The sequence below is a fragment of the Pedobacter rhizosphaerae genome (genome assembly GCF_900111155.1).
Lineage (GTDB): Bacteria > Bacteroidota > Bacteroidia > Sphingobacteriales > Sphingobacteriaceae > Pedobacter > Pedobacter rhizosphaerae.
In genome coordinates this window covers 1-14,231 of sequence record NZ_FOGG01000019.1, presented here as the reverse complement: position 1 = coordinate 14,231, position 14,231 = coordinate 1, and the positions used below count along the sequence as shown (strand labels likewise).

The window sequence follows — 14,231 nt, the reverse complement described above, 5'->3', positions numbered from 1 at the left end:
TTGTCTTGCGTTTAGGGTTCGGATAAAATATTATGAGAAACATTAACCAAACCGGATTATAATTTTAATAAATATTTTCTGGATTCGGTTAATTTCCGTGCCAATATATCTATTTCTTTGGTATTGTAAAACAAATCTGTATTACAAATGACATTAGTCAATTAGACTAACTTTCCACATACTCTGCTAACCACTAGATTTATATGCTATTAGCACAATTAACGTGTTTTTACTCAGCCAAACTAATTATTATTATCCATATATATTAAGAGCAGCCCTAGGGCTGCTCTTAATTATTATCTTTCCATAAAACTGACATTTGGTCAGTTAAAGAATTACCTCTTGTCTAAAGCGATAAACTTATCGTAATCAATTTCTTTTTGCTCTAAAGTAGCAACAGATTTAATTTGTTCGAAAGTTTTTAGTGCTTTAACTTCTTCGAAAACCTGATTAGCATTTTCCTTTTGCTGTAAGAATTGAACAGCATATTGCGCTAACTGATCTTCTGGAAGCGGGCTTGGGCTATACATTCTGAATTGCATATCGATTTTAGCCTTAGCAGCCTGAACTACATCTTCATATTTAATTTCGATGCTGTTATCTTTAATGATTTTGTTTTCGATTAAAGTCCATTTAAGGTTTTTAGCGAAATCATCATAACCTTCTGCTAATTCTTCGTCTGTTAACTTTTCGTTTGTAGCTTTTAACCAACGACGTAAGAACTCATCTGGCAATTCAAAATTGTGTTTAGCCAAGAACTGCTCATAAATATCGTTTGATAATTTACGATCTGCATCTTGTGTAAACATGCTTTCCACTTCTTCAGTAATTTTAGCTCTGAATCCAGCTTCGTCAGTTACTACGCCTTCACCAAATAATTTATCGAAGAACTCCTGGTTTAAATCGGCCTCTTCTAAACGGTTAATATTTTTAACAGTTAACTTGAAGTTAGCTTTCAATTCTTTAGCATCATCTTCAGAAATATTTAACACTTTAGCAATTACCGCAGCATCTTCTAATGCTTTTTGAATATCGATAGTTACTTCAGCGTCTTTCTTTAATCCTACTAATGTTTTAAGAATTTTCTTATCCGCTACCTGATCTAAACGTAAAGTTGCAGTATTAGCAATTCCGCCTTCATACACAGAACCATCAGCAGCTAATTGAGTAAAGTCTGCATAAAGCACATCACCTTCTTCAGAAACCTCTGGGTTGGTCATTTTACCGTAACTGCGACGGATATTTTTAATACGGCTTTCTAAAGTTTCTTTATCCGCTTTAACTACGTATTGAGTGAATTTATCTTTAGATGAAATAGCTACATCAAAAGCAGGTGATAAACCTAACTCATAATCAAACTCGAATTCATCTGTGTTATCCCACTTAAATTCTTTTTCATCATCTGTTTTAGGTAGAGGTTGACCTAATACTTCTAATTTCTCGTCAGCGATGTATTTACTTAATGTATCGTTTAACAGGTTGTTGATCTCATCAACCAAAATACTTTTACCATACATTCTTTTAATGTGAGCCGCAGGAACCATTCCTTTACGGAAACCTGGTAACTGTGCTTTTTTCGCTTGCTCTTTAATGGCTTTATCAACTCTTTCAGTATAATCTGCAGGAGCGATTTTGATTTTTACAACAGCATTTAAATTGCCGGTTTTTTCCTGTGTAATATTCATTTTTATAAGATATGAGTATTTGGTTATGAGAAATGAGGCAGGCTCAACTTCACCAAAATTATTTTATTTCTTAATCTATTCCGTTCTTAAAAAGAAAACCGTCCCGATTTTACATCGGAACGGCCTTGATCTTATTGTGCGGAAGAAGGGACTCGAACCCCCACGCCGTGAAGCGCCAGATCCTAAGTCTGGTGCGGCTACCAATTACGCCACTTCCGCAGTAGGATTTATTAAGGACTGCAAAAATAGAAATTAGATTTGAAATTCAAAAGTATGACAAGATATTTTTTCACTAAAAATGCTAAGTATCTAATTTTAAAGGAGAAAGATTTTATAAAAAATTTAGCGGCTTAAATTCTAAATGGCACAAAGTGCCTTTTCTATTAAAATACTCCTCTCCTTTTTTTAATTTTTCTCTTCTTTTATTTTTCCTTCACCTCAGTTACTTCTATAAATTCTGGTCCACCTTCTACCGGATACCCCTCCACTTTATTTCCCTTAATGGTAACTTGTTTATCCAGGTAAGTATCTAAATTCAGGCTTGCACTCTTTAAAGCATAGGTTTTAGCATCTGCTTTTAAGAGATGGGTACCATATTGAAAAGTTGTCATTCCAATTTTCTCTATTTTCCCTGTAAGCCTAATAGTGGTACCCGAGTTATTCTTCATGGTGCTGCAAGCCGAAAGTACGGCCACAAAAAACGATAGATATAATATTTTTTTCATACTTAAGTATAACGAGATGATTGGACTTTACGCTACAAAATAGAAACAACAAAAACTTAATAAAGTTGCTTTTGGAATTCAAAAAAGTATTGTACGGCTTTTACCAGCCTGCTGCCATACCAACTGAACATTTCGCCATCAACTAACTGTATTTTAGTGTCTGGTAACTCCTGCTGTATTTCAGCAATATGTTTTTCTGAAAAAGGATAAGGCTCTGAAGAGAGCAACAGCATTTCACAATTGGCAGTTTTCAGTTCCGCTAAGCTAACTTCGGGATACCTGCTTTCCATAATAACATTACTCATGCCATTAATCATTAATACCTCATCAATAAACGTATTCTTCCCAGCAGCCATAAAAGGTTTACGCCAAATGAGGTAAGCAACCTTTTTATCAACCTGATGTTGAGCGGCTAATGTTTTAAGATCGCTAAAGCCTGCTGATATTAAGTGGTTAAGGTAGGCAGCTTCAGGTTCTCTATTCACCAACTCGCCTATCTGTCCAATGGTTTTCATGGCATCATCGAGGGTATAAATATCGCTCATCCAAACAGGGAAGCACTCCGCTAGTTCTTCAATGTCTGCTTGCGTATTTTCTTCCTTGTTACCAATAATCAAATCGGGCTCTAAAGCCTTAATTAGATCTATATTGAGCTTTTTAGTCCCCCCTACCTTCGTCCTTTCTGCAAATTTTTCAATGGGATGGATGCAAAACTTAGTTAGTCCAACGATCTCCCGGTCAAGCCCCAAATCAAAGAGCAGTTCGGTTTGAGAAGGAACAACCGAAATGATTTTTTTAGGCGGATAATTAATTACCACATCCCTACCCATCTGATCGACAAAAGTTTTTTGCATAATACAAAGTTAAGCGAAACAATAATAAGGAGATGAATCTATTTATCGCCACTTAGTGGAGTTACAATAAGGTATACTTAACTGCATTGATCATGTTACTTTTCCGATCTAAAGGCAAACTGTTAAGATTGAGTTCAATTATTGGTGGCACCATTAGCCGCGGCATCAAAGAAATCTTTCTGATACTATATGTAAATGTTGTTTCAGTCACCCAATATTAGAACCACATTCTCCGTATTATTTAACTACGTTTAATCATTTGAATGTTTTTAAATCTAAAAAGTTCAAACAAAATAAGTTTAAAAGGCTTTTATTGATGTGGATACATCATATACAAGCATGAAAACAGTTATAATATCGAACAGACTACCCGTTAAAATTATTGAAGAAAACAATGAATATACCTTTATTCCAAGTGAGGGTGGCCTGGCCACCGGATTAGGTGATGTTTATAAAAATGGAAATTCCATTTGGGTAGGTTGGCCTGGAATAGAAGTTCCTGAAGATCGCCAGCAAGAAGTAGTAGAGAAGCTTGCAGCGCTCAATCTCTACCCTGTTTTTTTAACACAGGATGAAATCAATTTATACTATGAGGGCTTTTCTAACGAAGTACTATGGCCCGTTTTTCACTACCTCGTTACTTATGCACATTACGAGCAAAGCTATTGGGATTGCTATAGATCAGTGAATGATAAATTTGCACAAACAACCCTGAAACTGCTCAATAAAAATGATAGAATTTGGATACAGGATTACCAATTATTATTACTTCCCTGCATATTAAGAACACAACAACCTTTTGCAACGATAGGCTTCTTTCAACATATACCCTTCCCATCGTACGAAATATTCAGGCTGATTCCCTGGCGCAAGGAACTTTTAAACGGACTAATTGGAGCCGATTTGATCGGTTTTCATACGTATGACGATGTTCGTCATTTTATCAGTACGGCTACACGACTTTTACCTGTTAATTCTACAGCCAACGTGCTGAGCAAGGGCGACAGGCAAATTGTAGTGGAAGCCTTCCCTATGGGAATTGATTTTGATAAATTTTCAGGGTTAACAACAACTCAGGAAGTTAAAAAGGAAATCGACTATTTCAAATCTGGTAAAAATGAGGTGAAATTTATTTTATCTATTGACAGATTAGATTACAGCAAAGGCATTTTAGAAAGATTGAGAGCCCTGGAACTTTTACTGCAACATCATCCGGAATATATTGGTAAAATTGAGTTATATATGATTGTGGTTCCCTCCAGAGACAGCGTTCCACAGTATAGAGATTTAAAAGAGCAAATCGATCAACTGGTTGGCAACATTAACGCCAAATACAGATCAATCAACTGGATACCCATTAATTACTTCTACAGGTCTTTCCCTATTGAAGTATTATCTGCACTTTATGCAACAGCCGACATTTGCTTGGTTACCCCTATGCGCGATGGCATGAACCTGGTAAGCAAAGAATATATCGCCAGTAGAAATCAAAACGATGGTGTGCTTATTTTGAGTGAAATGGCCGGCGCTTCAAAAGAGCTTACCGATGCACTTATCGTTAACCCGAATAACCTGGGCGACATTATGGAGGCCATTCTAGTGGCCTTAAAAATGCCGCTAGATGAACAACAGCGCCGCATGAAAGCCATGCGCAGCATTGTAGAAAAATTTAATGTAAAACATTGGGTACAAAATTTTATCCTCAGATTAAACGAAGTGAAAGACACACAGAAATCCTTACTTACTAAACACGCTGTAAACAATATCAATGAAATTATTGCCTCAAAATATGCTCATTCGAGCAATAGGGTGCTATTTTTAGACTACGACGGTACTTTGGTTGGATTCTCCGGAAATATTGATGATGCTTCTCCTGATGAGGAACTTTATAATATCATTAACAGGCTTACAGCAGACCCGGCTAATACTGTAGTTATCATTAGCGGCAGAAGAAATGAAACGCTTGAAAAGTGGTTTGGCCACCTAAAAGTAGATCTTATTGCAGAGCATGGTGCATGGCAGAAAACGCATGGCGACAAGTGGAACTGCCTTCCACTACTAACAGACCAATGGAAGCAAGAAATCAAAGCATTGCTGGAAACTTATACAGACAGGACTCCAGGCTCTTTTATTGAAGAAAAAAGCTATTCACTTGTTTGGCACTACCGCAAAGCGGAAGAAGGCTTAGGCGAGCTAAGGGCGAATGAGATTGTGAGTCACCTCAAAATTTTAGCCGCCGATAAAGGACTTCAGTTAATGCCTGGAAATAAGGTAATCGAATTTAAAAACATGGAGGTAAACAAAGGCAAAGCTGCACTGAACTGGCTTTATGATAAACATCCAGACTTTATAATTGCCTTAGGAGATGACCATACAGATGAAGATATTTTTAGAGCCCTGCCAGATACAGCCATTACTGTAAAGGTGGGCAATAATATCTCGGAGGCTAAATACTATCTTAACGATTATAAGGAGGTAAGAAAATTACTCGGTAGCCTGGTGCAGGAGGAAACTGAAGTTAAAAACACTAAAATTCTCCAATAAGTTTAAAGGAGTTAGGCTGAAAAACAACCTAACTCCTTTTTTTTATAGAAACACTGGTCTATCCAGTTTAATAGCTATTCTGTAAGCAGCATTCATTAGCCCAACGTGGCTATATGCCTGCGGAAAGTTGCCCCACTGACTCCCCGTTTTAGCATCAACATCCTCGCTAAACAGCAATAAATGGTTACTATATTTGATGATATTTTCAAACTCCTTAATCGCATCATCAGTTCTTCCTACACAAGCCAGGGCTTCTACATACCAGAATGCACAAATCAAGAACGTAGTTTTGGGTTTACCAAAATCATCTGCATGCAGGTAACGATAAAACAAACCATCTTCTGTTTTTAATTCGGCTTCCAAGCCCTTTAAGTGATCTTTTGCACGATCTGACGCAGGATCAAGATAGTTCATCACAATCAGTTGAAGAGTACTGGCATCCAGATGCTTACTTCCTACTGCGTTGGTATAAACCTTACGTTCAGGATCATAACAGGCTTCTATGTGGGCTGCAGCTTTATCAATTAATATTTGAGCACGCTTTTCGAAATCTTCGTTACCGATGGTTTTCGCCATTTTTAACGCTGCCTGTGCACCTGCCCATTGAAATAAATTACTGTAGCAATGTACGTTCGCAATATTTCTAAACTCCCAGATACCCGCATCTTTTTCATCGATTGTTCTTTCAATCTTCGATAAAACCCCTTCAATCCATTTTACCGAATCGCTTCGCTCTGAGAATACAAAACGATGATCAGTATACAGTGGGAGCATTGAAATTAAAACCTGTCCGTAAATATCGTTTTGGATATGTTCATAAGCCTGATTTCCAATCCTGATGGGCTGTTCCCCGAGATATCCATCAAGATGCTCCAATATAATTTCTGTGATATCCCGTTCTCCGGCAATACCATATAAAGGTTGATAACGCGTATCTTCAGCAAAAGAGATATCGGAGATGTAGTTAAAATACTTTTCCATCTCTTCAAAATGCCCGATGTGATTTAAAGAGGTAAGTACATAAAAAGAATCTCGTAGCCAACAGTAGCGATAATCCCAGTTACGTGTGCTTCCCGGCGATTCGGGAAGGCTGGTGGTGCTCGCTGCGATAATAGCTCCCGTATCTTCATACTGATGAATCTTGAGTACCAAAGCCGAACGAATTACAAAGGGTTGGTAAAACCCCGCGATAGAGGAGTGTTTAATCCATAACCGCCAGTAGGCAATCGTTTCCCTTAAAAAATTTTCAGCAGTACTTACAACCGGTGCTTCTAAATTATAGCCATAAGTGAGTATTAAGTATTTCGTATCATTAAGTACAAAAGGTTTTTCATCCATAATGTAATTAACAGATGCATTGGTACTCAACCTGATATTCTCATCACAACCAATATAATCTATATGGTTACTGCCCCGCACAGATCGCATTTGCCCTTGGCCGTAATCGCATACCGGAGCGCACTTTACCTTAATACGGGGATTCCCCTCTAAGGGTTCAATTTTTCTAATGAGCATTAAAGGTTTGAAATAGCGTTCGTAGAGATGAAAACGTGGAGCAAAATCTGTTATGCGGTATTTTCCATCTTCAGCAGTAATTTCGGTTCTTAAAACATTGGTATTCTCTACATAATACTGATGTGAAGAAAACGGTCCCTGTGGGAGGATCGAAAATTCTCCACCTTTCTTTTTATCCAGTAAACTTCCAAAAACAAAAGGGCTATCAAACCGTGGCCAACAGAGCCAGGAGATATCTGTATTTTTGTTTACATGTGCTAAAAAAGAGCAATTTCCTATTATTCCGGTTTCATAAAGGTGTTTCTCGGCCATAATTATAAATGTGTTTATATTTTAACAAGCCTAAACTAAAAATGTTGGAGTGGAAGGGAGAAAAGAGTGTTTTTAAATTATTGCCCACAGAAATATAAAACATAGAGAAAAGCACTTTTTGTCTTTGTTTCTTACAAAAATAACTGCATCAGCATATTCAGTGTTAATATGGCCAACAAAACAGGCAGGTTCAATTACTGGCCACTGGAATACCAAATACAATGAAACAAACACCTTGGCATACGAGTTGGAAAACTGCCTTCGCTGTATTTAAACACAAAAAAGCCAGCCTAGCGAAAGCTAAACTGGCTGATAGTTAATAATAAAAAAACTTATTTTAAATCACGGTGCCACTTGGCAGTGTAACACCTTTTTTGATTACCACAATCCCATCCTTTACGGCATAAAGTTCAAAATCTCCATCCTCCAGGTGCGGCCCACCATTAATTTTTACGTCATTTCCGATGCGACAATTCTTATCAATAATTGCATTGTTAATTTGACATCTATCTCCAATACCAATCAAAGAATTCCCGGCCTCCTCTTCACATCTTATTTCTTCTAATGTTTGATAACGATCGCTACCCATGATATAGGCATTGGTGATTACTGTATCCTGACCAATTCTAGATCTAATACCCAGTACGGCATGTTCTACCCTACTCGCCTGGATGATACAGCCTTCTGCAATAATCGTTTTCTCTAAAGTTGTGCCTGATATCTTAGATGGCGGAAGCATACGTGCCCTTGTAAAGATGGTATGGTTGCTATCAAACATATTAAATTTAGGAATCTCATCTGTAAGGCCAAGATTAGCCTCAAAAAATGATGAAATATTACCAATATCGGTCCAGTATCCTTCATATTGAAAGCTCAATACGCGACTCGAGGCTATTGCTCTAGGCAATATTTCCTTTCCAAAATCTTTTTCATCAGGATTATCATTCAAGATATTAATTAGATATTGCCTGTTAAAAACGTAGATTCCCATTGAAGCTAAGAAATTGCGGCCTTCAGCCTGCATTTCAGGTCCGGTGTCTGAAACCCAATCTTCCAGTCCTGTTTTCGGCTTTTCAATGAAAGAGGTGATCATGTTTTCATCATCAGCCTTAAGAATACCAAAATCAGTTGCATCTTTTCCAGTTACAGGAATAGTTGCAATGGTAATTTCAGCCTCAGCTTCAATATGCTTTTCAATCATATCTTTAAAGTCCATCTGGTAAAGCTGGTCACCAGAAAGAATTAAAATATAATCAAATTCATGCGAAACAATGTGGTGCATACACTGCCTAACGGCATCTGCTGTACCCTGAAACCAACCTGAGTTTTGTACAGTTTGTTCAGCCGCCAGAATATCAACAAAAGCCTTACTAAAATGGCTAAAGTGATATGTATTTTTAATGTGTTTGTTTAGGGATGCCGAATTGAACTGTGTTAACACAAACATACGGTGAATACCGGAATTTAAACAGTTGGAAATTGGGATGTCAACCAACCGGTATTTTCCTGCAATAGGAACTGCAGGCTTTGAGCGTGTTTGCGTTAGTGGCGATAATCTAGAGCCCTGGCCACCGCCAAGGATAACGCCTAAAACTTTGTCAGTCATGTTTAAGCTTATTTTAATTTTTGGTATAATTCTATATAATTTAACGCTGCCCTATCCCAAGAGTGGTCAATCTTCATCATTGTCTTGCGCACCGCTTTAAATTTCTTTTTATCATTGTAAAACTCGATTGCCCTGTTTATGGCATGGGTTACATCCCATATACTGGTTTGATCATGGCAAATCCCAAAGCCATTGTCGCCAATATCTATTACCGTATCTCTTAGCCCACCTACCCTGCGAACGATAGGCACAGTTCCATATCTGAGTGCATAAAGTTGATTTAAGCCGCAAGGCTCCACTCTAGAAGGCATTAAAAGAAAATCGGCACTGGCATATATTTCATGAGATACCTGTTCATTGTATCCAATATAGGCATTGTATTGTGCACTAAATATATCTTTTAACTGGTTTAATCTTCCTTCTACCCATGGATCTCCGGAACCTAAAACCAAGATATTGATTTCTTCGCTATGCTGTTGTAAAGCAGTATAAAAAATATCGGGCAATATATCAGCTCCTTTTTCATCTACCAGTCTGCCAATAAAAGTGAACAGCGGTTTTGAAGCATCTAATCCAAAAACACTGCAAAGTGCCTTTTTGTTTGCCTCCTTTCCTTGTTCAAATGTCTTAATACTGTAATTAGTGCCCAACATCGGATCTGTTTCCGGGTTCCAAACTTCAGCATCAATTCCATTCAAAATCCCAATACACTTACCATGTTCCTGCCTCAGCAAACTTTCCAATCCTCGGGCATTGCTCATCATTTCCGATAAATAACTCGGTGATACCGTAGTTACACTCCAGGCACACTTTATCGCTGAGGCCAAAGGATTAATATCCCTCTCCCAACCTAAAAGTCCAGCTTTCCATAAATCAAAAGCCGGCAGGTAATAAAGTTTATCCCAGCCAAACTGACCTTGATATTGTGCATTATGAATGGTTAAAACTGTAGGAACGCTGCTAATGGGCTGATATTTAATACAATTGGTCATCATAAAAGGTACAAGCCCCGTATGGTGGTCATGGCAATGAATTACATCCGGTCGATGTTCCCATTGTACAATCCAATCTAAAGTGGCAATTTGAAAAGCAATAAATCGCTCTGTATCATCATGATAACCATATACATTTGGCCTATCTGTTAGGCCTTGTATATGAACAATATATAAATCAAAACCTAGCTTATTGGTTTTTTCTTTTAATATCCGATACTGAAAATGGTTGTTCCCATAATTTGCCCAGGCATCATAAGTTACCTCGAATTCACTTTCGCGTACAAACTTTGTATCATAGGCAGGCACAACCACTTTAGCAAAATGGCTTAATTTATTCTGGTATTTTGGTAAGGCCCCTACTACATCAGCTAAACCACCAACTTTAGCAACAGGGTAACACTCGGCACTTATATGTATTATTTCCATTAAATATTTGGTGTAGATAACCCCCTTAAGTTACTAATTGTTTTGTTCTTTGCAAATAAAGGATAATTTATTTTTGGTGTTATTTAATGCACCAAAAGAAGTGCTTTCAGTGTATTTGAATCGATTTAGTTTGGCTATTTTTATTAGAAAGTTAATACCAAAGCAGTTAGGGTACTGCAGTCCTGCTGTACACTGTAGCGCCAGGAAGATCATTTTAAAAGATAAAAATACGGAATCTGGCGGCTGCCGTTTCCATCAGGCTTATATACCAAAGGTCTCTTCTAAGCAGAACCAACCTCTAAACAAAAAAACCGCCTGGCTTTCGCCGGCGGTTTACAACAAAACAAATATATGATTTCAGTTTAGGAAATTCACTTAGTATTCATTGGCGATGGTTTCATAAAAATCGCGAATGGGTTGAAATTGAGGATGCAACGAAACTACGTCTCCAAAGACTAAAAGTGCAGGTGCATGAATGCGTTTATCTTCTACCACTTCAGCAATAGTTTCAACAGTGCCAACCGCAATTTTTTCATTTGGCGACGAACCATTTTGGATTACGGCAACCGGAAGAAGGCCTTTATTTTCTGCCTGGAAGATAGCTGCAATTTCACGTACCTTTTCAATTCCGTTTAAAACAACAATGGTAGCTTTCGTTTTAGCAGCAATGTATAAATCCTCCGAAATCTCCCCTTTACTGTTGGTACCTGTAACAGCCCAAAAACTCTCGCTCAGATCTTTATAAATCATTGGTATTTTTTGCAAGCTTGGTGCTCCTGTGGCGCTAGAAATACCAGGGATAATTTCTGTAGGGATACTGTACGATTCTGCCGCATCGATTTCCTCATAGCCTTTGGCAAAGAAAAAAGGATCTCCGCTTTTTAAACGTACTACGTGACCGTAATTTAAAGCATAATCAACAATTAATTTATTAACAGCTTCTTGCGAAAACGACTCATCATCACTGCGTTTACCTACATATACTTTCGGAATGCCATCTGGAGCAAGACATAGTAAAGCCTCATTTACATTCGCATCGTATAAAACAACATCTGCAGTTTTTAATGCTTTCACCCCTTTTAAACTAAATAAATCTGGATCTCCAGGACCTGCGCCTATTAAGGTAATCTTAGGTTCAATGTTGGCTTTTTCTACTTTATTTAATATCATAACAAAAATATATGCTCCTTTTCACATTCGTTAATAATACAAATATATAAAGTCTATAGAAATTGTAGTAATTTATTTTAAAATAAATTTTATTTGCTATAAAACACTGATAGTCCAATAGTTAACAGCGCAAACAAAACACCAATGAGGATGTTTGGGAATAATAAATGGGAAATAGGGAATTGATATACGCTACAAAACCATACACATGAGGTGCCTTAGGTGATTTAATTAACATGGAAAATCTAAGATTGCCATATGGAAAACATAGCATTATCCTAACCCAGATTCTTTGTGTCTACGTACTGAAGCATAGCAAATGAAGCAAGCGAAATGGTAATAAAAAAAAGGGATAAACGTTCTGTATATCCCCCTAATTTTTACCTGTCTGATAATCTATTTGCAAGTAGTTTCTGCAAATACAAATTTTCCTGCTTCGTAATTAATTGGTTTTCCTTTCACAAAGTAAGACCGACCTAGTGTGGTTTCGATTTGACCAACCCCCATAATTAACTTACCATCCTTCTTCAGGAATGCTAAAGGATTGGTGTAAACGCGAACAGTATCTTCACCTGTTTTAAACTGATAATCTACCAGTAAGGTGTCGCCACTAAATTTACCAGTAATAACACCATCATTTTTCGGCTTACCATCGTAATTTATGGTCAGGTTGCCAGTAATTTTACCAGATTCCAGATTATTAACCTTCAAACTGGCACTGTCTTTTTCGAAACCCGCCTGGTAACAAGTAGTATTTAAGATAGAATCTTTTTCATTGGCCGTATCAGCCTTCTTTTCAGATTGATTGCAAGCTACAGCAAATGGAATGGATACGATAGCGAGATAAAGGAGATTTCTTTTCATAAATTATTTTTTTTAAGGTAAATCTTTCAATTTAATACGTATCAAGGATGAAAAAATATAAGATTTTCCATAATACAACAATTACATCAATATACTGTTTTCAGCAATAATTGGCTGGGGTAGATTTTCCTCATCCAGCATATCTCTCATATCAATTTCAATTGTTCTGGAGATGTTGGTAATTGGAACATCATTAGAACTCCCTTCGAAAGGGTTGGAGGAACTCTCTCCCACTGTATCTAGAGTATCAAAAACCCAGGTAAGCAGAATTGCAAAAGGAATATTCAACCAGATAGAGTATCCTTCAATCAATGTTCCGTTACCGAGTTTATTAAATTCATTTAACAAGCCATAGGGTACCAGTACCACAAAAAGATTGAGCATAATGGTGGCAATGGATGAGAAATTTCGCGGATAGGGAAAATTTTTAATTCTTTCCGCTCTACCCTGATGCTCATAGAAGGCTGTAATGGCCATTTGTAATTGCTGGAGGTGCAGTTCAGATAAAACGCCATCAGCCACGAGCTTATTAATGTGAGCAGATTGCAAAGCCATAATTTGCGTAGCCCTGTTTTTCTTTTTTAAAATATATTGTAATTCATCTTCAGGTAGATACTGCGAAAGTATATCTTCTAACTTATCTGTTCGTTCTGCAATATGATAAAGTCTGGCATACTCCACATTGGATGGCTCGGTCATATTCTCCCATGCACGCGGCTCTCTCAACTGAAATCGCAGTGCGGTAAGCCAGGCAAAATGACGGTAGAAGATTGGTGTTACTTCATCTTTTTTATCTGTTGAGGCCAGAAAATCTCTGATCATTACACCAAAAGCGCGGCTGGAATTGATTATCCCCCCATAAATCTGCCTGGCTTCCCATAACCGGGAATAACTTGCATTATTTTTAAATCCGATGATAAACGAAATCGCCGTACCCAGTAGTGCAATTGGAACCCAGGAAATGGAAAGGAAAGTGAGTTTAAAATAATGATACAGTACCGTTGGGATAATCGCCAGTATCGTTAACCGATAAATGTCTCTTCTTGTCCAGCGAATAAATTCGGATAGGGAATATCGTTTTCCAGCGTGCATGTTTACGTTTTATAGGGTGTATGGCTTAGATAGCGAATATATAAAAAAGCAGGTCAACCCTGAAAACAATAGCTCAGCAGCAATCGAGTAGGAAGATAGGGATTAGTTCCCTACCTGTCCTCTCACACCACTGTACGTACCGTTCGGTATACAGCGGTTTGCTAGAATAACTTCGTTTGGTGTGTCGTTTTCCAATAGTAATAATTAGCGAATCCATCTAATCCCAGACCAGTGAAGAACTTTTTGTCCAGAGTTGTAAGTAGTATTGGGCTGTTTGCAGTCCTGCAATATCCCTTGCGGGTATTGGCTAATTGGTAAGCCCTTGATTTCCCTATGCCCATTTCCATCAGGTTTCTTGCTCTACCCTTTATACTCTTCCATTGTTTCCACAGAACAATCCGCAACCGGGTTCTCATCATTTCATCCAGTTTTACCATATATCT

General features: G+C 37.6%; 10 protein-coding genes, 1 tRNA gene and 1 pseudogene. 1 reads left to right on the top strand and 11 read right to left on the bottom strand.

Annotated features, from left to right (window positions below; translation table 11 throughout):
- Positions 1-335 precede the first annotated feature (335 nt).
- The 4 genes from tig to BMX11_RS15230 form a co-directional block, all read right to left on the bottom strand.
- A complete protein-coding gene (gene tig / locus BMX11_RS15245; protein WP_090885773.1) occupies positions 336-1,685 on the bottom strand; it encodes a trigger factor in 1,350 nt (449 codons plus the stop codon).
- 137 nt (positions 1,686-1,822) lie between these two features.
- Positions 1,823-1,904, bottom strand: a tRNA-Leu gene (locus BMX11_RS15240).
- Between the two features lie 203 nt (positions 1,905-2,107).
- Complete coding sequence (locus BMX11_RS15235) at positions 2,108-2,410, bottom strand: lipoprotein (protein WP_090885771.1); 303 nt, start codon at positions 2,408-2,410, stop codon at positions 2,108-2,110.
- A 56-nt stretch (positions 2,411-2,466) separates the two neighbouring features.
- The gene (locus BMX11_RS15230; RefSeq protein ID WP_090885769.1) at positions 2,467-3,264 is read right to left on the bottom strand and encodes a helical backbone metal receptor; all 798 of its coding nucleotides are present in this window, start codon (positions 3,262-3,264) and stop codon (positions 2,467-2,469) included.
- A gap of 339 nt (positions 3,265-3,603) precedes the next feature.
- Here BMX11_RS15230 and BMX11_RS15225 point away from each other — a divergent pair, with 339 nt between their 5' ends.
- Positions 3,604-5,808 (top strand): bifunctional alpha,alpha-trehalose-phosphate synthase (UDP-forming)/trehalose-phosphatase, encoded by a 2,205-nt coding sequence (locus tag BMX11_RS15225; RefSeq protein ID WP_090885767.1) that lies wholly within the window; start codon positions 3,604-3,606, stop codon positions 5,806-5,808.
- A 42-nt stretch (positions 5,809-5,850) separates the two neighbouring features.
- Here BMX11_RS15225 and BMX11_RS15220 read toward each other — a convergent pair whose 3' ends face one another.
- The 7 genes and pseudogenes from BMX11_RS15220 to BMX11_RS15185 form a co-directional block, all read right to left on the bottom strand.
- Positions 5,851-7,635 carry a glycoside hydrolase family 15 protein gene (locus tag BMX11_RS15220; protein WP_175474575.1) on the bottom strand — a complete coding sequence of 595 codons (1,785 nt, stop codon included), beginning with the start codon at positions 7,633-7,635 and terminating at the stop codon, positions 5,851-5,853.
- 337 nt (positions 7,636-7,972) lie between these two features.
- Positions 7,973-9,241: a glucose-1-phosphate adenylyltransferase gene (locus BMX11_RS15215; protein ID WP_090885763.1), complete on the bottom strand. Its 1,269-nt coding sequence runs from the start codon at positions 9,239-9,241 to the stop codon at positions 7,973-7,975.
- An 8-nt stretch (positions 9,242-9,249) separates the two neighbouring features.
- Positions 9,250-10,662, bottom strand: coding sequence for a glycogen synthase (locus BMX11_RS15210; protein WP_090885761.1), 1,413 nt, complete (start codon positions 10,660-10,662; stop codon positions 9,250-9,252).
- Positions 10,663-11,037: 375 nt separating this feature from the next.
- The gene (gene cobA, locus BMX11_RS15200; protein ID WP_090885757.1) at positions 11,038-11,832 is read right to left on the bottom strand and encodes a uroporphyrinogen-III C-methyltransferase; all 795 of its coding nucleotides are present in this window, start codon (positions 11,830-11,832) and stop codon (positions 11,038-11,040) included.
- A gap of 396 nt (positions 11,833-12,228) precedes the next feature.
- Positions 12,229-12,696: a hypothetical protein gene (locus BMX11_RS15195; RefSeq protein ID WP_090885754.1), complete on the bottom strand. Its 468-nt coding sequence runs from the start codon at positions 12,694-12,696 to the stop codon at positions 12,229-12,231.
- 81 nt (positions 12,697-12,777) lie between these two features.
- The gene (locus tag BMX11_RS15190) at positions 12,778-13,788 is read right to left on the bottom strand and encodes a bestrophin family protein (protein ID WP_090885752.1); all 1,011 of its coding nucleotides are present in this window, start codon (positions 13,786-13,788) and stop codon (positions 12,778-12,780) included.
- Positions 13,789-13,949: 161 nt separating this feature from the next.
- Positions 13,950-14,231: pseudogene (locus BMX11_RS15185) on the bottom strand (hypothetical protein); the annotation flags it as partial.

Bases quoted from the DNA above. Each gene is read 5' to 3' on its own strand.
- tig (WP_090885773.1), bottom strand. From the start codon at position 1,685: ATGAATATTACACAGGAAAAAACCGGCAATTTAAATGCTGTTGTAAAA.
- BMX11_RS15235 (WP_090885771.1), bottom strand. From the start codon at position 2,410: ATGAAAAAAATATTATATCTATCGTTTTTTGTGGCCGTACTTTCGGCT.
- BMX11_RS15230 (WP_090885769.1), bottom strand. From the start codon at position 3,264: ATGCAAAAAACTTTTGTCGATCAGATGGGTAGGGATGTGGTAATTAAT.
- BMX11_RS15225 (WP_090885767.1), top strand. From the start codon at position 3,604: ATGAAAACAGTTATAATATCGAACAGACTACCCGTTAAAATTATTGAA.
- BMX11_RS15220 (WP_175474575.1), bottom strand. From the start codon at position 7,635: ATGGCCGAGAAACACCTTTATGAAACCGGAATAATAGGAAATTGCTCT.
- BMX11_RS15215 (WP_090885763.1), bottom strand. From the start codon at position 9,241: ATGACTGACAAAGTTTTAGGCGTTATCCTTGGCGGTGGCCAGGGCTCT.
- BMX11_RS15210 (WP_090885761.1), bottom strand. From the start codon at position 10,662: ATGGAAATAATACATATAAGTGCCGAGTGTTACCCTGTTGCTAAAGTT.
- cobA (WP_090885757.1), bottom strand. From the start codon at position 11,832: ATGATATTAAATAAAGTAGAAAAAGCCAACATTGAACCTAAGATTACC.
- BMX11_RS15195 (WP_090885754.1), bottom strand. From the start codon at position 12,696: ATGAAAAGAAATCTCCTTTATCTCGCTATCGTATCCATTCCATTTGCT.
- BMX11_RS15190 (WP_090885752.1), bottom strand. From the start codon at position 13,788: ATGCACGCTGGAAAACGATATTCCCTATCCGAATTTATTCGCTGGACA.